This window comes from Winogradskyella sp. PE311 (assembly GCF_046545555.1).
In the GTDB taxonomy this organism is placed as follows: domain Bacteria; phylum Bacteroidota; class Bacteroidia; order Flavobacteriales; family Flavobacteriaceae; genus Winogradskyella.
Genome location: NZ_JBHZTH010000002.1, coordinates 323,255 through 344,357, shown reverse-complemented (window position 1 = coordinate 344,357; position 21,103 = coordinate 323,255). Strand labels below are relative to the sequence as shown.

21 protein-coding genes are annotated in these 21,103 nt (G+C 31.8%); 9 read left to right on the top strand and 12 right to left on the bottom strand.

Annotated elements, in window-relative coordinates; genetic code table 11:
- From ACFWU4_RS11130 to ACFWU4_RS11120, 3 genes are all read left to right on the top strand, one after another.
- Positions 1 to 1,643, top strand: a 1,643-nt coding sequence (locus ACFWU4_RS11130) for a gliding motility-associated C-terminal domain-containing protein (protein ID WP_411127839.1), incomplete at its 5' end; no start/stop codon positions are given.
- 12 nt (positions 1,644 to 1,655) lie between these two features.
- Positions 1,656 to 2,591 (top strand): type IX secretion system membrane protein PorP/SprF, encoded by a 936-nt coding sequence (locus ACFWU4_RS11125; protein ID WP_411127837.1) that lies wholly within the window; start codon positions 1,656 to 1,658, stop codon positions 2,589 to 2,591.
- Positions 2,592 to 2,604: 13 nt separating this feature from the next.
- Positions 2,605 to 4,515, top strand: coding sequence for an OmpA family protein (locus ACFWU4_RS11120; RefSeq protein ID WP_411127835.1), 1,911 nt, complete (start codon positions 2,605 to 2,607; stop codon positions 4,513 to 4,515).
- Between the two features lie 564 nt (positions 4,516 to 5,079).
- Here ACFWU4_RS11120 and ACFWU4_RS11115 read toward each other — a convergent pair.
- Positions 5,080 to 5,574: a CAP domain-containing protein gene (locus ACFWU4_RS11115; RefSeq protein ID WP_411127833.1), complete on the bottom strand. Its 495-nt coding sequence runs from the start codon at positions 5,572 to 5,574 to the stop codon at positions 5,080 to 5,082.
- A gap of 195 nt (positions 5,575 to 5,769) precedes the next feature.
- Positions 5,770 to 6,417 (bottom strand): pyridoxamine 5'-phosphate oxidase, encoded by a 648-nt coding sequence (pdxH, locus tag ACFWU4_RS11110; protein ID WP_411127831.1) that lies wholly within the window; start codon positions 6,415 to 6,417, stop codon positions 5,770 to 5,772.
- A 78-nt stretch (positions 6,418 to 6,495) separates the two neighbouring features.
- On the opposite strand from pdxH, the gene ACFWU4_RS11105 reads away from it, so the two are divergent.
- Entirely contained in the window at positions 6,496 to 6,912 is a 417-nt protein-coding gene (locus ACFWU4_RS11105; RefSeq protein WP_411127830.1) for a hypothetical protein, read from the top strand.
- Here ACFWU4_RS11105 and ACFWU4_RS11100 read toward each other — a convergent pair.
- The 6 genes from ACFWU4_RS11100 to rpsA all read right to left on the bottom strand — a co-directional run bounded on the left by ACFWU4_RS11100 (position 6,909) and on the right by rpsA (position 12,019).
- Positions 6,909 to 7,814, bottom strand: a complete 906-nt coding sequence (locus ACFWU4_RS11100) for a ribonuclease Z (protein ID WP_411127828.1) — start codon at positions 7,812 to 7,814, stop codon at positions 6,909 to 6,911. The two genes, ACFWU4_RS11105 and ACFWU4_RS11100, sit on opposite strands and share 4 nt — an antisense overlap.
- Before the next feature lies 1 nt (position 7,815).
- Positions 7,816 to 8,148 carry a ribonuclease Z gene (locus tag ACFWU4_RS11095; protein WP_411127826.1) on the bottom strand — a complete coding sequence of 111 codons (333 nt, stop codon included), beginning with the start codon at positions 8,146 to 8,148 and terminating at the stop codon, positions 7,816 to 7,818.
- 8 nt (positions 8,149 to 8,156) lie between these two features.
- A complete protein-coding gene (locus ACFWU4_RS11090; RefSeq protein ID WP_411127824.1) occupies positions 8,157 to 9,086 on the bottom strand; it encodes an aspartate carbamoyltransferase catalytic subunit in 930 nt (309 codons plus the stop codon).
- A gap of 12 nt (positions 9,087 to 9,098) precedes the next feature.
- A complete protein-coding gene (gene pyrR / locus ACFWU4_RS11085) occupies positions 9,099 to 9,638 on the bottom strand; it encodes a bifunctional pyr operon transcriptional regulator/uracil phosphoribosyltransferase PyrR (RefSeq protein WP_411127822.1) in 540 nt (179 codons plus the stop codon).
- 128 nt (positions 9,639 to 9,766) lie between these two features.
- Positions 9,767 to 10,003, bottom strand: a complete 237-nt coding sequence (locus ACFWU4_RS11080; protein WP_411127820.1) for a hypothetical protein — start codon at positions 10,001 to 10,003, stop codon at positions 9,767 to 9,769.
- A gap of 180 nt (positions 10,004 to 10,183) precedes the next feature.
- Positions 10,184 to 12,019 carry a 30S ribosomal protein S1 gene (gene rpsA / locus ACFWU4_RS11075; RefSeq protein ID WP_411127818.1) on the bottom strand — a complete coding sequence of 612 codons (1,836 nt, stop codon included), beginning with the start codon at positions 12,017 to 12,019 and terminating at the stop codon, positions 10,184 to 10,186.
- Positions 12,020 to 12,293: 274 nt separating this feature from the next.
- Between rpsA and ACFWU4_RS11070 the strand changes: the two genes are divergently transcribed.
- Positions 12,294 to 12,671, top strand: a complete 378-nt coding sequence (locus ACFWU4_RS11070; protein ID WP_411127816.1) for a LysM peptidoglycan-binding domain-containing protein — start codon at positions 12,294 to 12,296, stop codon at positions 12,669 to 12,671.
- A gap of 44 nt (positions 12,672 to 12,715) precedes the next feature.
- Here the strand turns inward: ACFWU4_RS11070 and cmk are convergent, their stop codons facing one another.
- The 4 genes from cmk to lon all read right to left on the bottom strand — a co-directional run bounded on the left by cmk (position 12,716) and on the right by lon (position 17,871).
- Positions 12,716 to 13,399, bottom strand: coding sequence for a (d)CMP kinase (gene cmk, locus ACFWU4_RS11065; protein WP_411127814.1), 684 nt, complete (start codon positions 13,397 to 13,399; stop codon positions 12,716 to 12,718).
- An 81-nt stretch (positions 13,400 to 13,480) separates the two neighbouring features.
- The gene (gene porQ, locus ACFWU4_RS11060) at positions 13,481 to 14,512 is read right to left on the bottom strand and encodes a type IX secretion system protein PorQ (protein ID WP_411127812.1); all 1,032 of its coding nucleotides are present in this window, start codon (positions 14,510 to 14,512) and stop codon (positions 13,481 to 13,483) included.
- Positions 14,513 to 14,621: 109 nt separating this feature from the next.
- Positions 14,622 to 15,434 (bottom strand): LysM peptidoglycan-binding domain-containing protein, encoded by an 813-nt coding sequence (locus ACFWU4_RS11055; RefSeq protein ID WP_411127810.1) that lies wholly within the window; start codon positions 15,432 to 15,434, stop codon positions 14,622 to 14,624.
- A complete protein-coding gene (lon, locus tag ACFWU4_RS11050; RefSeq protein ID WP_411127808.1) occupies positions 15,418 to 17,871 on the bottom strand; it encodes an endopeptidase La in 2,454 nt (817 codons plus the stop codon). The genes ACFWU4_RS11055 and lon overlap by 17 nt, the downstream gene beginning before the upstream one ends.
- Positions 17,872 to 18,100: 229 nt before the next feature.
- Between lon and ACFWU4_RS11045 the strand changes: the two genes are divergently transcribed.
- The 4 genes from ACFWU4_RS11045 (at position 18,101) to ACFWU4_RS11030 (ending at position 21,081) form a co-directional block, all read left to right on the top strand.
- Entirely contained in the window at positions 18,101 to 18,652 is a 552-nt protein-coding gene (locus ACFWU4_RS11045; RefSeq protein WP_411127806.1) for an RNA polymerase sigma factor, read from the top strand.
- Between the two features lie 11 nt (positions 18,653 to 18,663).
- A complete protein-coding gene (locus ACFWU4_RS11040) occupies positions 18,664 to 19,227 on the top strand; it encodes a hypothetical protein (protein WP_411127804.1) in 564 nt (187 codons plus the stop codon).
- Positions 19,205 to 20,293: a hypothetical protein gene (locus ACFWU4_RS11035; RefSeq protein ID WP_411127802.1), complete on the top strand. Its 1,089-nt coding sequence runs from the start codon at positions 19,205 to 19,207 to the stop codon at positions 20,291 to 20,293. The genes ACFWU4_RS11040 and ACFWU4_RS11035 overlap by 23 nt, the downstream gene beginning before the upstream one ends.
- A 62-nt stretch (positions 20,294 to 20,355) precedes the next feature.
- Positions 20,356 to 21,081, top strand: coding sequence for a head GIN domain-containing protein (locus ACFWU4_RS11030; protein WP_411127801.1), 726 nt, complete (start codon positions 20,356 to 20,358; stop codon positions 21,079 to 21,081).
- The last annotated feature ends 22 nt before the right edge of the window (positions 21,082 to 21,103 follow it).

Below are 21,103 nucleotides of genomic sequence, written 5' to 3'. Positions count from 1 at the left end.
CTGATGTTGAAACGGCTGCTTGTGGTAATACAAAAACTATTGTGAGAACGTTTACCGCTACTGATGATTGTGGTAATACATCTTCAGCTTCACAGACTATTACTGTTGAAGATACAACACCTCCTACATTTACTGTACCTACTGACATCACAATAGAATGTGATATAGATTCAAATGATTTGACTATAACAGGTGACGTTACAGATGAAGATGATACTTGTTCTTCTGGCTTAGAAGCAACTTTTACAGACAGCATTGCTAATGGTAGCTGTGATAATGAATCTATTATAACTCGTACATGGTCATTAACAGATGAATGTAATAATACAACAACAATAATTCAGACGATTAATTTAATAGATACTACAGCACCCATATTTGATGGTGATTTACCCTCAGACGTAACTTTAGAGTGTGACGCCGTTCCAACAGCAGATACATTAACTGCCACTGATAACTGCGGAGATGCCAATGTAACTGTAGTAGAAGAAACAACAGCAGGAGCTTGTGACAATGAATATATCTTAGTTAGAACATGGACAGCATCAGATGCTTGTGGTAATGAAACTACACATACACAAACTATAACAGTTGAAGATACTACTGCACCAACGTTTAACGAAACACTACCAGCAGATCAAGATGCTGAATGTGATGCTGTACCAGCGGCAGAAACTTTAACAGCAACTGATAATTGTGGAATCGTTGATGTAATATTTGAAGAAGTAATTACTAATGGCGCATGTATTGGCGACTATATTATTGAACGTACATGGTCTACTGTTGATAGTTGTGGAAATGATACTGTTCATACGCAAATAATTACGGTTAGTGATAATAATGCACCAACACTAGTTACATCTCTTGAAGAAAACTTAACGGTAGCATGTGATGAGATTCCTGAAGTACCTAACTTAGTGTTTGAAGATTCTTGTTCTAATAATATTACGGTTGATTTTATCGAAGATACAACTCAAGCTAATGATTTTGAAGATTACGAAATCATAAGAACTTGGACAGTTACGGATGATTGTGGTAATATGACAGATTTTACACAAACTATATTTGTTGAGATTAGTAATGTTATTGAACCGTTTGACGCTTCGCGTTGTATTTTAGATATTGAATTCGATTTATTCGATTTATTATCTGGTGACTTTGATATGAACGGAACATGGAGTGTTGTATCTGGAGATGCAACAATAAATGGAAGTTTATTTGATCCATCAACTGTAACTGTTGGCGATTATGTATTCAAATATGCAATTACAGAAGGACCATGCCAAACAGAAGCTGAAGTTACTGTAGCAATAGATGATGAATGTACCGTATTGCCATGTAGTGATGAAAATAATGTTATAATATCAAAGACGGTAACTGCTAATGGAGATAACTATAATGAGTTCTTTTCAGTTACAGGTCTTGAATTCTGTGGATTTACAATTGAAGTAGAAATATTTAATCGTTGGGGAGCAAAGATTTACGAATCTAGAAACTACCAAAACGACTGGAATGGTGATGCACACGGATCATCTGTAGGAAACTCTGGTAAGGTCCCAACCGGAACATACTACTACATAATTAATTTTAAAGATAGTGGATTGAAACCATTTGCTGGTCCGATCTACGTAGCAACAAACTAATAAACTTGACCGATGAAGTTAACAAAATTTTTAAGTATTGTTATCGTTCTGCTGGGAGCATCCACCGCTTTTGCTCAGCAGTTACCGCAATTTACACAATACATGTTTAACACTATTTCTATAAACCCAGCTTACGCAGGAAGTAGAGAAACACTTAGTGTTGTTGGTTTACATAGAAGCCAATGGGTTGGCCTAGAAGGTGGACCAGAAACACAAACCTTATCTATGCATACACCTTTACGCAATGATAAGATTGGATTAGGTCTTTCTTTTATTAACGATCAATTAGGCTATGAAAATTTTGCATATATATATGGTGATTTTTCATATACTATACAAACTGGTGTTAACTCAGAACTAGCTTTCGGACTAAAAGCAGGATTTACACATTATAATTTAGATCAAGAATTATTAAACGATCCTTCGGTTGTAAATGATCCCTTTTTTAATGATGTTTCAAACCGCTGGAGTCCAAATGTTGGCGCAGGTTTATATTGGCATTCAGAACGTTGGTATTTAGGACTTTCGGCACCAAGAATATTAAATACGGATTACAATAATGGAGGTAGTGGTACTATTGATTATGTGGCCTTAGAACGTATTAGTTATTATTTTACTGGTGGTTATGTCTTTGATTTAAGTGAAACTACAAAATTAAAACCATCTGTATTATTAAAAGGTACAAATGGAGCTCCATTATCATTTGATATTTCAGCTAACTTTTTATTTAATGAAACACTATGGCTTGGAGCAAGTTATAGAATAAACGAATCTGCTGCTGCTCTAGGAGGTATTGCTGACTTTCAAATTTCAAGACAGTTAAGAATAGGTTATGCTTATGAATATCCTATTTCAGACTTAAGACCATATACAAGTGGGACTCATGAAGTACTGCTTATGTTTGAAGTCTTTAAAAGTAAACGTATAAAATCTCCAAGATACTTCTAAAAAGATACCTATTATGAAGACAAGATTATTAATTCTTACCCTTATTTTAACTTGTGCGTTTTCATACTCGCAAACCAAGTTAGCTGATAAGTTTTTCGAGGATTTTGCATATTTAAAAGCTATTGAACTTTATCAAAAGGCATATGACAAAGGTGATGATAGTGCACATGTATTAACTCGTTTAGGAGATGCGTATTACAATAATTCAAATTCTGAAAAAGCGGCATATTGGTATGGAGAAGCTTTAAATAAGTATAAAAAAATCGATGCCGAGTATTTGTACAAATATATTCAATCTCTTAGAAGTATAGGTAGTTTTGACGAAGCAGATAAATGGTTTAAAGAGTTAAGTGCTTTACATAAAGGTGATAGCCGACTCAAAGGTTATAATCCTGATGAAACTGATATTTATGATAAACTGACTTCTAGTAAAGATGTAGTTGTAAATATTGAAAATGTTCCGTTTAATTCTACTAATGCAGACTTTGGAGGTTTTGTTTATAATAATACATTATACTTTGCATCAGCGAGAGATGATAGTAAAAAAGTTTATAATTGGAATAAAGAACCCTTCTTAGATTTGTTTCAGATATCTTTAATTGAAGATAGTAAAGCTATTTCATATGATTCGAACCCAATAAAAATAGAATCTGATGCAGTCAACACTGATTATCATGAGGCGTCTGTTGTAATTACTAATGACGGTAAAACTATTTATTTCACTAGAGACAATATTACTCGACGAAATAAACTAGCCTATGATAAGGAAGGAACTACGCATTTAAAACTTTATAAAGCTAGTCTTATTGATAACAAATGGTCTGATATTGTAGAATTACCATTTAATGATAAAGTTTACTCTACGGGACATCCAGCACTTAGTGCAGATAACAAAACTCTTTATTTTGTTTCTGACCGTGAAGGTGGTTTGGGACAAACCGATATTTATGCGGTCTCAATTAAAGATAACGGTACTTATGGAGAACCAGAAAACTTAGGTGAAAAAATTAATACCGAAGGCAGAGAGATGTTTCCATTTGTAAGTAAAGATAATACACTCTACTTTTCTTCTGATGGCTATCTGAATTTAGGATTATTAGATATATTTAAATCTGACATACTCAAAGGAGATCGCAGTGAAGATCCGATTAATATAGGTGCTCCGTTTAATAGTGGTTATGATGATTTTGCTTTCTATATTAATTCTGATACACAAATAGGTTATTTTTCTTCTAATAGACCAGGAGGTAAAGGAAGTGATGACATATACAGCTTTAATACAATAGAATGTAAACAAGAGATTAAAGGTTTTGCTAGAGATAGTAAAACTAATATCATCTTAACTGGTGTCACTGTGCAACTTTTAGATGAAACTGGTAAAATTATAGAAGAAGTTATTACCAAAGATGGTGGAGAATACAATTTTCTTGTAGACTGCGATAAAATTTATAATTTAATAGGTAATAAACCTGACTACAAAGTAGATAAAAAGGACGTTAAGACTGACCTAGATAATAAAAAAATTAATGAGTTAGATCTTAACTTAGAACCACTAATTATAGACAATCAAATTGTTATTAATCCTATTTTCTTTGATTTTAATAAATCCAATATTAGAACAGATGCAAGTTATGAGTTAGAAAATATTGTAGATGTACTGCGTAAACATCCAAATATGATTATCAAGATTGAATCACATACAGATAGTCGTGGACGTGATAGATACAATATGAAACTATCGGATAGGCGTGCAAAATCTACTAGAGACTATTTAATATCTCGAGGCATTGAAGCTAACAGAATAGAAAGTGCCATTGGATTTGGAGAGTCACAATTATTAAATCAATGTTCTAATAATACTGATTGTAGTGAGGAAGAACATCAACTAAACAGACGTTCCTATTTCTATATTGTAAACGAATAATATCACCCTCAACTTTTACTTATTCTTAAGAGCAAGCTTATTGTAAGCTTGCTTTTTTTTTCCAATTTTAAATATTAAAATAGATTTTAGACATCGCAAAAAACCTAACAATAAAACTAAGTAAATGGGTGATAAGTAGCCTTAACTATAATTTTAAAGCTTCATGAAAGAGTTGTTGGTTCCTTTATGAGATTGGAGATCTTAAAGGAACAAATCGAAATATGTTTACTATACTATTTTGATAAGCGTTCTAATATATTAACATGTAAAAACGTCTCAAAGTATAATCAGAAGTAAAAAAATCTAGTGAGTTACATTATTAAAGGAAGTTGCATATGACCAAAATAAGCCGCAATGCACTTAACATTAATGATATCAATACTAGTTCAAAACATTTTTATGATGCTACTTTTTAAAACTAATAGCTTGTAAAAACAAAATTCCTTTTAGGCTAGCTTACTTTTACTAAAGTATAACTCATATGAAAAGTAACTTAAATGTAGGAAATAAAAAAAGCCACATTGCTGTGGCTTTTCTTTGCTATTAATCAACTTTTACTGCGGTCTAACGCTTAATGAAAATATTGGTAAAGTACCATCTTCCATCATTGTTCTGTTCTGCAGAGATGTCAAAATCTGTATAATCTCCTTCAATATTTAATTTATGATTAGGGCTATTTAACCAGGCATTTACTACTGACTCAGCAGAATTAAAACCATATGCTACGTTTTCAGAAACAATATTTGCATCTGCATTAAGTTGTAAACTTTCTTTTCTCTGAAAAAAATTGTCATGAGAAACATTGTCTACTTCAATCATATAATCTGTGTGCGTAAAGGCAACGGCCTTTACAGTATTGTGATTATTTAAAGTATTTAAACCTTCATTAATTCTATGTGCGTTAATAAGTTCCATGATTTCAATTTCTATCTGTTTAGCTTGAGGAGCTAATGGAACTTCAATAGCATCTATGTCTTCAGCTATATCCTCTGTAGAACAAGATGTAAAAGATAGAATTGAAACAATAGCCAAAAACGGCAGTAGTTTAGAAGCTTTCATAAGTAGGTTATTTAGGTTTGGGAGTACCAATTTAACTGCCTACTTATTAAAAAAAAAAAAAAAACAAGTGTTTTCGACGAAATACATGCATTTTATCGTTATTTATTGTAAAACATCGATGAAATACACATTTTTTAACATTTAAAATACATTTAAACGATTAATACCTGCATTTAAACGTTATAATCAAGTTTACTATGGTGAGAGTCTATCTATTTTCCAATTAAGATTTTCTTTTAACTGGTATCTAATTCTATCATGCAATCTATTGGGCCTTCCTTGCCAAAATTCTAGCTCAATTGGTTTAACAATAAAGCCTCCCCAATTTTTTGGTCTTAAAATTTCCTGTCCTTCGTATTCAATTTCTAAATTCTTTAATTTTGCCTCGAGTTTATTTCTATCTTTAATAACCTCACTTTGATTAGAGGCAATTGCTCCTAATTGACTTCCTCGTGGCCTAGATTCAAAATAGCCATCACTCAAATTCTCTGCTATTCTTTCTGCTTTTCCTTTTATAATAACTTGGCGTTCTGCAGAGTGCCAAAAAAAAGATAAGCATACATTTGGATTTTTTTGAATAGCTTTCCCTTTTTCACTATCGTAATTAGTGTAAAATATAAATCCCTCATGTGTAAACTTTTTTAATAGTACAACCCTACTCTTTGGATACAAATCGACACCAATTGTAGATAGTGTCATCGCATTAGTCTCATCTACACTAAAATGAGTATCAACCTCCGTAAACCAACTTCTAAAAAGCTCTATTGGATTATCTGGAACGCTACCTAATAATAACTCCCCTTTTTCATAAGATTTTCTATAATCACTTAAATCTTTTTCCATAAACAATTTTATAACTACGAATTTGAATGTAACAATATCAAAGAAAATTTCTAACTTAGATTTCTAGCAAAGTTAAATATGAAATTCGAAAATTCAGCATTGTTTAATGAAATTAAACATTATAAACTTGAAATGAATTATGGAACTTATTATTTATGTGAAAAATTTGTAATAGGTGAAATTAACGAAGGTGTACATTTTGATTCTATCAAAGCTGAGCTTATCGTTTCTGAGATATTTTCGTTCTATGGTGCTCACCCAAAAATCTGTTTGATATCTAATAGAGTAAATGCGTATTCTGTAAACCCGCTTGTTTGGATTAACATAATGACTAAATATCCTAAATTTCTTGTTGCAAGCTGCATCATTACTTATAATTCGATTTCTCGACGTAATGCGACATTAGAAAAAGAATTTTCTAAAAAAAGTATTAAGCGTTGTAGTAATTTAACTGAGGCTATTAATTGGGTTGAGCAATTGGATGAATTTAACTAAAATTCAAAAGATTTACCATCTTTTGCCAAAACTACGTTTTCAAACACCTCCTTGGCTTCACTTTTAAATCCGTCATAACTTCCATATCTTGTAGAAAAATGGCCTAATATTAATGTTTCTACGTTTGCCATTTTAGCAATTGTAGCAGCTTGTCTTGCTGTGCTATGCTTTGTTCTTTCGCAAAGATTTTCATTTTTATCTAAAAAAGTAGATTCGTGATATAATATTGTAGTATCCTTAATAATAGGGATTATTTTTTCGTTATACACGGTGTCACTGCAAAAAGCATAACTCTTAGAAGGTAAAGGGTCTTTTGTTACAGACTCATTACTTATTAAAATTCCTTCTTCATTTTCTACATCTGCACCTTGCTTTAACTTTCTGTAATACGCTTTATTAATATTAGCATCTAAAACAGCACCAATATTTAATTTACGCTCATTAGGTTTTTCTTTAAATAAAAACCCATTGGTATAGATACGATGAATAAGTGGAATTGTATGCACTTCTACTTTATCATCTTCATAGATGAGTTCTGACTTTTTAGAGGTTAACTCATGAAAATATAAAGGGAAATTGGTCCAAGAGTCTGAAAGCTTTAACTGCAGTGTTATAACCTCTTTTATACCTTTAGGTCCATAAATGTGAAGCTCTGTCTCCCTAGTTAATAATCTAAAAGTACTAACTAGACCGACTAAACCAAAATAATGGTCGCCATGCAAGTGAGATATAAAAATATGCTTAATTCTAGAAAACTTTATTTTATTACGACGCAATTCTACTTGCGTGCCTTCTCCACAATCTATTAGAAACATGTGGTTATTAATTTCTAGAACTTGGGACGTTGGATTGGTATTTGTTCGTGGTGTTGCACTGTGACAACCTAATATGGTTAATTTCATATTAAAAACCTAAATCACGTTCAATATCCTCCATTTCAATAATGTCAAATGCTTCTTGTAATGTTGGTACTACAACAATTTCATCTGGCATTTGGTCTAAATCTGCATTATCGGATACCACTACAAAAGATTTTTTAGCAGATCTGTGATTATTACTTAATCGCAGAAATTCTATAATATCTTCTAACGAAATTTTATCTAAACTAGATAACCTTACAACCAAATGATAGTTTTTATATTTATCATAAGCCTGTTCAATATTATTTACCAAAGTTTTAACTGACGCTTTTTCTTGGGCAATTATAGTCGTATTACCATCTCTATCTATAATCATTAATCTATCTATTGTTTTATTTTAGATGCTAACAGATAAATAACTGCCATTCTAACTGCTACACCATTTTCTACTTGATTTAAAATAATAGCTTGTTTAGAGTCGGCAACATCACTGGTAATCTCTACACCTCTATTTATAGGTCCAGGATGCATTATAACTATCTCTTTATTTAAGCTATCTAATAGCTCTTTATTTACACCAAATTGTTGTGTGTATTCTCTAGTCGTTGGAAAATAACTAATATCCATTCTCTCGTTTTGAACTCGTAACATGTTTGCCACATCACACCATTCCAGAGCTTTTTTTAGATTAGTTTCAACTTTAACACCAAGATCTTCTATGTATTTGGGAAGCAAAGTTTTTGGACCACAAACCATAACATTAGCTCCTTGTAACTGTAACGCATAAATATTAGATAACGCTACTCTACTATGCAATATATCTCCTACAATAACAACATTCTTGCCTTTTACTGACCCTAATTTTTCTCTAATAGAATAAGAATCTAATAAAGCTTGGGTAGGGTGCTCATGAGCGCCATCACCAGCATTGATTATACTTGCATTGACATGTTTAGATAGAAATACTCCCGCACCTGGATTAGGATGGCGCATTACAACCATATCTACTTTCATAGATAAGATATTGTTTACAGTATCTATTAAGGTTTCACCTTTTTTAACTGAAGACTGTGACGCTGAAAAGTTAATGACATCTGCAGATAACCGTTTCTCTGCGAGTTCAAAAGAAAGTTTTGTTCTAGTTGAATTTTCAAAAAATAAATTAGCAATAGTAATATCTCTTAGTGAAGGTACTTTCTTAATTGGTCTATTAATTACTTCTTTAAACTGATCTGCAGTCTCAAAAATTAATTCTATATCTTCATTAGTAAGATATTTTATCCCTAATAAGTGATTAACACTTAGTTCACTCATATTATTAGTATTCTATTTATCAATTAAGTAGACTGAATCTTCTCCTTCATTCTCTACCCAGTTTACTTTTACTTTTTGGTTATCTATTGCATCTACCTGTCTACCTCTATAATTTGGTTGTATTGGTAAGTGCCTACTAAAACGTCTATCTATTAGCGTTAATAATTCTATATTATTAGGCCTACCAAAAGACTGAATTGCTGTAAGTGCAGATCTTATACTTCGACCTGTATATAATACATCGTCTATAAAAACTATATTCTTGTTCTCAACAATAAAATCTATTTCGGTAGTATTTGCTTCTAAGGGTTTTTCGCTGCGTCTAAAATCATCTCTAAAAAATGTAATATCTAAATGACCTAGCTCAACATTTTTTATTTTATAATCCCTATTGAGCATTTGAGCTATGCGATCTGCTAAAAATTTACCTCTTGGTTGAATCCCTATTAAAACGGTTTCAGAAAAATCGTCATGATTTTCAATAAGTTGACAAGTCAATCTGTGTAGTATGATATTGACTTCCTTGGAGTTAAGTAATACTTTTTGACTCATTTAGTATTCAAGCGTTATCGATGTGCAAAGTTAAGGTAAATAATTTGAGTATCAAATTAAGGTGGTTTATAAAAAAAGCCTTTCGAAAATCGAGAGGCTAAACATAATTTTGAATTTCATAATAACTTTTATGTTGGTTCGTTTGGTACTTTTTTAATCCGTTGTGGTAACCACGAGGCAGAACCACAAGAGTCGCAACACCAATGATCGTTTGGTCCACTAAGCATTCCTTGAACTTCCGAATAACTTAAATTCTCAACGTACCATTCCCCATTGTAATAAGCACAAGTACCAGAACCGCCATTAATTGTTTTTAATTGGGATTTACTCAAAACTCTCCCAAGACTTAAAAGTTTGTTTTTCATAATTAAATGTTTTTTAAAATTAATAAAAGGACTCTCCTTTTATTAATGTGTCTAAGCAGAAAAAAATGTTACCCACTAATTTTGCTTTTCTTTTAAATTGGTCACTAATTTTTTATGTATTTCATAAAAAAAGCCTCTCGATTTTCGAGAGGCTTTTTTTGAATTGATAATTTCAAGGAATTATTTCTTCCCGTCCATTTTATCTTTAAGTGCCTGTAAAGCATCATTTGCATCGCCAAGAGTTGGTTTAGCTTCTGCCGCTTGAGCCGCTTGTTTTTTAACAGCTTGCTTAACGATTTTTGCCTCTTCAGCTCTAAATACTGCTGTATGAGATGCTACAACACGTTTGAATTCTTTATTAAATTCAATGATCTTAAATTCTGCTTCTTCACCTTTCTTAAGTTTAGAACCATCTTCTTTCTCTAAATGACGTGCTGGAATAAAGGCTACAATATCTTCATTAAAATCTATTGTTGCTCCTTTATCTACCATTTCAGTAACTGCTGCTTTATGCACAGTTTCTAAAGCGAACTCAGTTTCGTACTTATCCCATGGGTTTTCTGTAGTTTGTTTATGACCTAAAGATAATTTACGCCCTTCTACGTCTAACTCTAATACAACTACGTCTAAGTTATCACCTACGTTACAGAACTCAGATGGATGCTTAATTTTCTTAGTCCAAGATAAGTCTGAGATATAAATTAATCCGTCGATACCTTCTTCTAATTCAACAAAAACACCAAAGTTTGTAAAGTTACGTACAATACCAGTATGATTAGAACCAACTGGGTATTTAGTAGTAATATCTGTCCATGGATCTGGTGTTAATTGCTTAATACCAAGTGACATTTTACGATCTTCTCTATCTAAAGTTAAGATAACTGCCTCGATTTCATCTCCTACAGTTACAAAATCTTGAGCTGAACGTAAATGTGTAGACCAAGACATTTCACTTACGTGAACTAAGCCTTCAACACCTTCTTCAACTTCAACAAATGCACCGTAATCTGCGATTACAACTACTTTACCTTTTACTTTATCGCCAATCTTAACTTCTTCACCTAACGCTTCCCAAGGATGTTTAGATAATTGCTTAAGACCTAATTGAATTCTAGATTTGTTTTCATCAAAATCAAGAATTACAACGTTTAATTTCTGATCTAACTCAACAATCTCATTTGGATGGTTGATACGAGACCAAGATAAATCTGTAATGTGAACTAAACCATCTACACCACCTAAATCGATAAACACACCATAAGAAGTAATATTTTTTACAATCCCTTCTAATACTTGTCCTTTCTCTAGTTGACCAATAATTTCTTTCTTTTGTTCTTCAATATCAGCTTCAATAAGAGCTTTATGAGAAACTACTATGTTTTTGAATTCGTGGTTGATTTTCACAACTTTAAATTCCATAGTTTTATTTACGTACTGATCGTAATCTCTAATTGGCTTAACATCGATTTGAGAACCTGGTAAGAACGCTTCTATACCAAATACATCTACAATCATTCCACCTTTAGTTCTACATTTTACAAAACCGTTTACGATTTCGCCAGTATCATGTGCATTGTTTACTCTGTCCCATGCTTTTATTACACGAGCTTTTCTGTGCGATAATACTAATTGTCCTGTTGCATCTTCACGCACATCAATCAATACTTCTACTTTGTCACCAACTTTAAGGTTTGGATTGTAACGAAACTCATTAAGAGAAATTACACCTTCAGACTTAGCATTGATGTCAATAATTGCATCTCTATCACTAATAGTAATAACAGTACCCTCTACAACTTCATCATCTAATGTATCAACGAAGTTTTCAGATACTAACTTTTCAAACTCTTCTAATTTAGTGTCTTCAACCTGCTCAATTCCTTCTTCGTAATTGTGCCAATCGAACTCTTTTAAGAATTTTTCTGGATTTGCTTGCGCTTCAGATACTACAGGAGCTGCTACTGTTACTGCTTCAGTTGCTTCAACCTCAGCTTGTTTTGTTTCTTTTTCAGACATGTGCTGAATAAAAATTTGTATCCTGTCTGTTTTGAAAGTTTAGCGAAAAACCTACAGAAGTTATTAATTATGTGTTGTTTATCCTTTTCTTACTTTCTAATTTCGCCAAAAAGGTCTGCAAAAATACTATTTATTCTTCTTAAAACCAAACTATAAACAATGTGACTTAAATAATTTTTTAGTGTCTTATAAATAGAATATCAAAATGATACAGAGATGTTAAAATTTGGTATATTTACAATACTATTAATATTTAAAATTAAAACTTACAATTATGGTTAGAGCTAAATACCAAGGCGTGCTAGACTTAGGAGAAAAATTAAACATTCAGAACGGAGATGTTAGTGAGGAAAATGGAGTACTTAAGATAAAAGGTACAGCAGCTACACAATACGAAAAAAACTTATTATGGGATGCTATTAAAGCGGCTGGTGGAGATAATCCGGCTGATGTTATGGCAAATATAACCGTTGCTGATGAGTCAGTATATGCTAGACATACTGTTTCTTCTGGAGAAACTTTAGGGAAAATTGCAAAACATTATTATGGAGATGCAATGAAGTACAAAGAGATCTTTGCTGCTAACACAAGCATTCTAAAGAATCCTGATGTTATTCATCCAGACCAAGAATTGGTAATTCCTAATTTATAGAAATTAAAGCATTCAATAAAAAAGCGACCAAATGGTCGCTTTTTTTATATGTATTTATGAGCTAATTCTAGTAAAGTAGTAATTTGTTCTTCAATAGTCAAATCTGAATTATCGATTTCTATTGCATCCTCTGCTTTTACCAAAGGAGAATCTTCTCTGGTAGAATCTATATGATCTCTAGTAGTTACATTATCTAAAACATCATTATAACTAAGATTATGGCCACGTTCTAATAATTCCTTATAACGACGCTTAGCCCTAGTCTCAGCAGAAGCTGTCATGAATATTTTTAACTCAGCTTCAGGAAATACTACTGTACCAATATCTCTTCCATCCATTACAATACCTTTATCCTTACCCATTAGTTGCTGCTGTTGCACTAATTTTAATCGAACTTCTGAAATTGCTGCAACAGGGCTAACAAAACGAGAAACCTCTAATGTTCTTATCGAATCTTCAATATTTACTTCATTAAGATAAACCTCAGCGAAACCAAGTTCTTCATTAAACTTAAATGAAATTTTAATTTCGTTTAATTTATTAATAAGTTCGGTAGAATTAAAAAAACCATCTCCAATAAGGTTATTCTTCAAAGCAAAGTGTGTTACAGCTCTATACATGGCGCCTGTATCTACATATATATAATTTAAGGCTTTAGCTATTTGCTTTGCTATTGTACTTTTTCCTGTCGATGAAAAACCATCTATGGCTATAGTAATTTTATTCATATTTATTTCCCATAAAATGGAATCTATTTATTTTGTTCTAATCAAATTTAATTAAAACTATAAGACTTAATTTACACTAATTTATCGCCTTCTATTATCCAAGTCTATCTGAATTCCAAAAAAACTTGTATTAGAAGCACTAGTATATCTTGCATGAGTATAACTAAATCGTATTTTATTTAATTTCACTGCTACTCCAACAGAAAGTCCCGAAAAAGTTCTTTGATCTACAATTCTTAACTCTTCTGCACGCCTAAAGTTATAACCTAATCTTAAATTAAAACCTCTTTCTGGCCATAATTCTGCACCTAAAATTAAATGTCGTAAAGTATTATTTAAAAACCCAACTTTTTCTTGTGTTTGATTACCATCTAAATCTGAGATTGCTCTAGCAGGATTAGATACACCAATTGGCCATTGCTGAAGATTTTCTAGAGTTAAATGCCATCGAATAGGTACATTTTCTAAAGTTTGGGACATTCCAAAATTAACCTCAAAAGGCAACGGTTCGTTTTGTCCTGCATATGTAGAAAATTGTGTTCCGAGATTCCTAATCGTTAACGCAGCATGAAAATCTAAATCTTCATTAATATACATTGCTCCTATATCTATTGCGCCACCAACAGAGTTATATTGCTCTAATAGTGACGTTATAATCTTTATATTGGCACCAACATAAAAGTCTGTAAATGGAATATTATAATTATAACCTGCCGAAATCGCTGCTTCATTACCAGTAAATGTTCCTGTTGAAACTCCATTTAAATCATAACCATCAAATGTTCCATAATTAATATAAGTAACACCAAAATGAAATGTCTGTAAGTGCCTATCCCAAGTGTATGCATATGCTGCTGTACCATAAGAAATACCACCAAGGTAACTAGAAACATTTACAGCTAATTGATTATGCATTTGCCAGTTAATAGAAGCTGGATTATATAGCGCCTCTGTAACATCATGATCAAAATTAGTGATGATTTTTCCACCAAGTGCAGCTTGCCTTGGTGAAGATACCAAATTAAGAAATTGATACGTAGACTCACCACCCAGTTGCGCAAACAATGGTAGTGCCAACAATAAGCAAAATGTGCTGGTAAGCCTCTTAATCATAGAATGTGCAATATTATGTATTTTTTTTCTTGAAATCACATAACAGAATCATTGAACTCTTATACTTTCTTTTAAAAGAGTTCAATCTTAAAACGAGCATAAGTATATTTTATTTTTTCGCTGTTGCACTTTTCGAGATAAAGTCTATTTGTTGCCCAACTTTAATAATATTATTGTTTAATCCATTAATTCTCTTTAACTCAGAAACAGTTGTCCCTGTATACAATGAAATACTAAATAAGGTATCTCCTTTAACTACGCGCCAAGATGTAACAGTATCATCAGTGTTTTCAGTTTCAATATTACTATTTGGAAGTAAAAGCTTCTGACCGACTTTAATAAGATTAGAGTTTAAACCATTATATTGTTTTAATTCACTAACCGTTATTCCATAATTATTTGCTAACCTATAAAGTGTTTCTCCTTTTTTTACGATGTGAAATCCCTCCTCTGAAACATTCTTTACGTAAATAGGTTTAGACACTGCCTCTGTATTGTTTTCTATAGGATCAAAATGACTAACACGTAATTTTTGTCCTATTTTAACTAAAGTCGTTTCCAAATTATTAATACGCTTTAAATCTGTTAAAGATGCGCCATAACGCTGGGAAATTTTTAATAAATTTTCACCTTCTTTTACAGTATGAATGATAGGTTGTGAACTCGAAACTGAATTTGAAGCAATAACATCTTTAGCTTGCTTGTTTGAATTTTTTACATAATCATCAAACTTAACAGGTTTCGTTTTATCATTTGGATTTACAAACGTAATCTCACCAGTTAACACGTTAAGCTTAGCAGGTTTACCATCTAAGGTAACTTCTTTATACTCTATTTTTTTACTTTCTTCCTGACCAAAAGCGAGGGCTCCTGCCAACAGTACTATTATAATGGATAAAATTAATTTAAAGTTTTTTTGCATTTTTTACTTTTTGATTTGTTAATGCGAGTTTTAATACATCGCTCATGTCTGTAACATAATGAAAAGTAAGTCCTTTTAAGTATTGGGGTTTTATTTCATCAATATCGCGCTTATTATCTTCACACAATAAGATTTCTTTTATTCTTGCACGCTTTGCTGCTAAGATTTTTTCTTTTATACCTCCAACTGGTAAAACTTTACCTCTTAAGGTAATCTCACCTGTCATAGCTAAACTCTTTTTCACTTTGCGCTGTGTGAACAAAGATACTAAAGAAGTTAACATAGTTACACCTGCACTTGGTCCATCTTTTGGTGTGGCACCTTCTGGTACATGAATGTGTACATTGTATTTATCGAAAACTTCAGGATTAATATCAAATGTATCTGCATTTGCCTTAATGTATTCCATGGCAATGGTTGCAGATTCTTTCATAACTTTTCCCAAGTTTCCTGTAATGGTAAGGTTTCCTTTTCCTTTAGACAAGATAGATTCTATAAATAGAATATCACCTCCTACTCTCGTCCATGCTAATCCTGTAACAACACCAGCAACATTATTATTTTCATACTTATCGCGTTCTAATCTTGGACTGCCTAAAATCTCAATTACATCGTCATTAGATATTTTGATATTATAATCCTCTTCCATTGCAATATTTTTGGCTGCATAACGTACCATTTTAGCAATTTGCTTTTCCAGTCCTCTCACACCAGATTCACGAGTATAACCTTCAACTATTTTTTCTAACTGTGGTTTGGCTATTCTCAAATGAGAATTATCTAAACCATGTTCTTTTAACTGTTTTGGTAACAAATGACGTTTGGCAATCTCTACTTTTTCTTCAATAGTGTAACCTGTAACATTTATAATCTCCATACGATCTCTCAAAGCAGGTTGAATCGTATTTAAACTATTAGCAGTAGCAACAAACATAACTTTAGATAAATCATATCCCATTTCTAGGAAATTATCGTAAAATTCACTGTTTTGTTCTGGATCTAAAACCTCTAGCATCGCAGAAGAAGGATCACCTTGACTCCCTGTTGAGAGCTTATCTATTTCATCTAATACAAATACAGGATTAGAGGTTTGTGCCTTCTTTAAACTCTGAATAATTCGACCTGGCATAGCACCAATATACGTTTTACGATGTCCTCTTATTTCGGATTCGTCTCGTAAACCACCTAGGGAAATCCTTACATATTCTCTACCTAAAGCTTCTGCTACAGATTTTCCTAGAGATGTTTTACCAACTCCTGGAGGACCGTATAAACATAGAATTGGCGACTTCATATCATTACGAAGTTTTAAGACAGCTAAATATTCTATAATACGTTTCTTAACATCGTCTAGACCAAAATGATCGCGATCTAAGATTTTCATAGCGCGTTTAAGATCGAATTTATCTTTACTAAATTCATTCCAAGGTAAATCTAAATACAAGTCTAAGTAGTTACGCTGTATCGAATATTCAGCCACTTGAGGATTCATACGTTGCATCTTAGACAACTCTTTATCGAAATGTGCCTTTACTTTTTCGTCCCATTTTTTTTCTTTAGCACGTGCTTTCATTTCTTCGATTTCCTCACCAGAGGATACTCCACCACCTAATTCTTCTTGAATGGTTTTCATTTGCTGGTGCAAGAAATACTCTCGCTGCTGTTGATTCATATCACTTTGAACCTTATTCTGAATATCATTTTTAAGCTCTAACTTTTGATATTCCATATTCATAAACTTCAAAGTTGCTAGTGCACGCTCTTTAAGATCATTAATCTTTAAAAGTTCTTGCTTTTCTTCAACTTTAAGATTCATGTTAGAAGACACAAAATTGATTAAGAACGAGCTACTTTCTATATTCTTTATAGCAAATGATGCTTCGGACGGAATATTTGGACTTTCCTTTATAATCTCCAGTGATAAGTCCTTTATAGACTCTATAATTGCTTTAAACTCTTCATTGTCTTTGGCTGGTTTAGCTTCAGCGATATCAGAGATAGTAGCTGTTAGATATGGAGTTTCAGAAATAACCTCATTTATTTGAAAACGCTTTTTACCCTGAATAACCACAGTAGTATTACCATCTGGCATTTTTAACACCTTTAGAATACGTGCAACAGTACCTATCTTGTATATATCTTTTGCTTTGGGGTTCTCTACACCTTCGTCCTTTTGAGATACCACACCTATAACCTTGCCACCTTTGTTAGCATCATTAATTAACTTTATTGAGGCATCACGACCAGCTGTAATTGGAATAACTACACCAGGAAACAATACCGTATTTCTTAAAGATAATATAGGTAAGGATTCAGGTAAAGACTCATTATTAATTAATTCTTCATCTTCTGGCGTCATTAAAGGAATTAATTCTGAATTCTCGTCAAAATCCTGAAATGACAAACTGTCAAGTCCTAAAAATTTTTGTTTACTCATAGTATATATAAGCCATTCTGTCATTTACTTAAAACAGAATAACATTTTTTTAAATGTATTAATAATTAACTTTAAACTGATTATCAAATAGTTAGTATCTATTTAAAGTTATTCACACAATTATATTTTCAATTGTTATGCCATTATCTTTATAAAATTCAAAAGTTTTTTTAATCAAACTGTAACACTTGGATAAAGTTAACATCTATATATAAAAGCAATTGTTTTTTTGACATCAACCAATCAAAATATCGAGCAGTTACTATTGCAATGTAAATCTAACAACCAACGCGCGCAGTTGGAAGTTTATAACAGATATAACAAAGCAATGTACAACACAGCAATTAGAATTGTAAAAGATTCTTTTAAAGCTGAGGACATTATGCAAGAGTCATTTTTAACAGCTTTTACAAAGTTAAATACTCTAGAAGACACCAATGTGTTTGGTGCATGGTTAAAACGAATTGTAGTAAATAATAGTATTGGCTACTACAACAAAAACATAAAACAAAATGAAGTGCCTTTAGAATCTATACTATATAAAGTTGAAGATGATAGTGGCATAATAGAAGACAACCAAAATAATCATAAAGTAAAACAAATAATGAGCGTAATGAAAAATTTAAAACCAAACTACAGTTTGGGTCTAACATTGCACCTTATTGAAGGTTATGATTATGAAGAAATCTGTGATATCATGAATATATCATATGCAAATTGTAGAACTATGATTTCTAGGGCCAAGGAAAGTTTGCGTAAAAAGTTAATACAAACGGCATAAATTTTAGAAATATGCAAAAAGATACTATAAAGGATTTATTTGATGACCTAAAGGATGAGTTTGATATAACTAAACCTAATGAGGGCCATGAGAATAGGTTTTTAGACAAATTAAAAGCTAATGATCTGACTTTGGTCGCATCAAAAAAATCTAGCACTATTAATTGGAAACCTTTTTTGGCTATTGCTGCTTCAATAGTTATTTGCTTAAGTGTATTTACAACACTAAATAATGATACTGAAGTTAGAGATTTAGCAAGTGTCTCACCTGAGCTTTCTGAAACTCAAGATTTCTTTACTGCTACTATTGAGAATGAATTAAAGAAACTAAATAAAGAACGTTCACCATTTACTGAAAGTGTTATTAATGATGCTTTAGAACAGATTAAAAGTCTCGAAAAAGAATACAAAAAATTGAAACTAGAATTAACCGAAAGTGGTAGCGATCAGCGCATTATTTATGCCATGATTACCAACTTTCAAAACCGAATAGACATTTTGAACATTGTCTTAGAAGAAATTAAGACTATTAAAAATTTAAAAACAATAACCGATGATACAAAAAATACAATATAAGTTAGCATTATTACTATTTGTTATTCCGTTTATAACATTTGCTAATACAGACCTAGTAGCAGCTAAGACTAGTAAAGAACGAAACATTAAAAAATCATTTAATGTATCCTCAAATGCCACTTTAAAAGTGAAAAATAGTTTTGGAAATTTAAATATCATTACTTGGGATCAAAACCGTATTGAGTTTGATATTACTATTAAAATTACTGGAAATGATGAAGAAAAAGTGCAAGACCGTCTTAATAGAATAGATGTTGACTTTTCAGCTTCTAATGACTTAGTTTCTGCAGTTACCAAAATTGAAAAAAACAAAAAGAATTGGTGGAGTTGGGGAAAAAAGATGAACTTACAAATGGAGATTGATTATGTTATAAAAGTACCAATGACTAATAACGTAGACTTAAACAATGAATTTGGATCTATTACATTAGATAAATTAAAAGGCTCTAGTAAAATTAGTTGCAATCATGGTAAAATAACAACCAAAGAGTTAATGTCTAATAACAATGTAATTAGCTTTAATCATACCAAGGATAGCTACTTTGAATATATTAAGGCAGGACGAATTTCAGCAAATCATAGTGGTTTTACAATTGCAAAAACTGAAGCAATAGATATAAAGGCCAATCATACAAGGTCCCAAATCGAATTTGCAGAAAACATCGAGTATGATTGTAATTTTGGGTCTTTGGTTGTAGATAATATTAATAACTTAGAAGGACAAGGGAATCACCTTACTTCTAGAATTGGTAATGTATTTAAAAATCTTGCGATTAAGGGTAGTCATGGTTCTTTAAAAATAGATAAGATCGCTCCTAAAGCTAATAACATAAATATTGATACAAGATTTACAAGTATGACTATAGGCTATGATGCTAATTTTAATTTTAATTTCGATTTAGACTTCGCTCATGGATCGTTAAGAGACTCTGACGGTTTTAATTTTGTTAACAAGGAAGTAGATCATACAAGCAAAAAGTATGATGGTTATTATGGGACTAAAGATTCTGGAAACATGGTGAAAATTAGTTCACAACACGGTAGTGTGAGTTTTAAAAAACAATAAGAGCTACTGAAATAAATTCAGTACAAACAACATATAAAATCAATTAATCAAAAATAAAAATCATGAAACTATTAAAATCAATTACTGTAATCGCTTTTTTATTATCTATTACAACAACTCATGCACAATGGGGAAAATGGAAGAAAATTAAAGGTGACGGCAACATTACTACAGAGACTAGATCAACAGGTTCTTACGATGGTTTAAAAGCCGCAGGATCAATGGACTTTAAGCTTGTGCAAGGTAAAGAAGGTGAAATTACTATTAAAGGTGATGCCAATCTTATGGAATATATTATCACCGAAGTAAAAGATGAAATGCTTATCGTAAAAACAAAAAAGGGCTTTAACCTTAGATCAACAAAAGCCATTGTTATTACTGTTCCTTACGAATCTATTAGTGTTGTTTCTCTTTCTGGTTCTGGTGATATTGAAAACATGGGTATTATTGAAGCAAATAATTTTGATGTATCTATAGCTGGCTCTGGTGATATTGACTTAAATGTGTCTGCAAAAAATATAGAAAGTAGTATTTCAGGTTCTGGGGATATATCATTAAATGGTTCTACTAATAATTTAATGACTAAGGTTGCAGGTTCTGGTGACTTTAATGGCAAGAGTTTAAAGAGCAATAACGTTGAAGCTAAAATCACAGGATCTGGTGATGTAGCTATAGTTTGTAATGGTGAATTAAAAGTAAGAATTACAGGCTCTGGCGATGTTCGTTATTCTGGTACACCTACAAAAAAAGATACAAGAATTACGGGCTCAGGTAGTGTGAGTAACTAAGTTTTATAATCAACCAAAAGAT

Bases quoted from the DNA above. Each gene is read 5' to 3' on its own strand.
- ACFWU4_RS11125 (WP_411127837.1), top strand. From the start codon at position 1,656: ATGAAGTTAACAAAATTTTTAAGTATTGTTATCGTTCTGCTGGGAGCA.
- ACFWU4_RS11120 (WP_411127835.1), top strand. From the start codon at position 2,605: ATGAAGACAAGATTATTAATTCTTACCCTTATTTTAACTTGTGCGTTT.
- ACFWU4_RS11115 (WP_411127833.1), bottom strand. From the start codon at position 5,574: ATGAAAGCTTCTAAACTACTGCCGTTTTTGGCTATTGTTTCAATTCTA.
- pdxH (WP_411127831.1), bottom strand. From the start codon at position 6,417: ATGGAAAAAGATTTAAGTGATTATAGAAAATCTTATGAAAAAGGGGAG.
- ACFWU4_RS11105 (WP_411127830.1), top strand. From the start codon at position 6,496: ATGAAATTCGAAAATTCAGCATTGTTTAATGAAATTAAACATTATAAA.
- ACFWU4_RS11100 (WP_411127828.1), bottom strand. From the start codon at position 7,814: ATGAAATTAACCATATTAGGTTGTCACAGTGCAACACCACGAACAAAT.
- ACFWU4_RS11095 (WP_411127826.1), bottom strand. From the start codon at position 8,148: ATGATTATAGATAGAGATGGTAATACGACTATAATTGCCCAAGAAAAA.
- ACFWU4_RS11090 (WP_411127824.1), bottom strand. From the start codon at position 9,086: ATGAGTGAACTAAGTGTTAATCACTTATTAGGGATAAAATATCTTACT.
- pyrR (WP_411127822.1), bottom strand. From the start codon at position 9,638: ATGAGTCAAAAAGTATTACTTAACTCCAAGGAAGTCAATATCATACTA.
- ACFWU4_RS11080 (WP_411127820.1), bottom strand. From the start codon at position 10,003: ATGAAAAACAAACTTTTAAGTCTTGGGAGAGTTTTGAGTAAATCCCAA.
- rpsA (WP_411127818.1), bottom strand. From the start codon at position 12,019: ATGTCTGAAAAAGAAACAAAACAAGCTGAGGTTGAAGCAACTGAAGCA.
- ACFWU4_RS11070 (WP_411127816.1), top strand. From the start codon at position 12,294: ATGGTTAGAGCTAAATACCAAGGCGTGCTAGACTTAGGAGAAAAATTA.
- cmk (WP_411127814.1), bottom strand. From the start codon at position 13,399: ATGAATAAAATTACTATAGCCATAGATGGTTTTTCATCGACAGGAAAA.
- porQ (WP_411127812.1), bottom strand. From the start codon at position 14,512: ATGATTAAGAGGCTTACCAGCACATTTTGCTTATTGTTGGCACTACCA.
- ACFWU4_RS11055 (WP_411127810.1), bottom strand. From the start codon at position 15,434: ATGCAAAAAAACTTTAAATTAATTTTATCCATTATAATAGTACTGTTG.
- lon (WP_411127808.1), bottom strand. From the start codon at position 17,871: ATGAGTAAACAAAAATTTTTAGGACTTGACAGTTTGTCATTTCAGGAT.
- ACFWU4_RS11040 (WP_411127804.1), top strand. From the start codon at position 18,664: ATGCAAAAAGATACTATAAAGGATTTATTTGATGACCTAAAGGATGAG.
- ACFWU4_RS11035 (WP_411127802.1), top strand. From the start codon at position 19,205: ATGATACAAAAAATACAATATAAGTTAGCATTATTACTATTTGTTATT.
- ACFWU4_RS11030 (WP_411127801.1), top strand. From the start codon at position 20,356: ATGAAACTATTAAAATCAATTACTGTAATCGCTTTTTTATTATCTATT.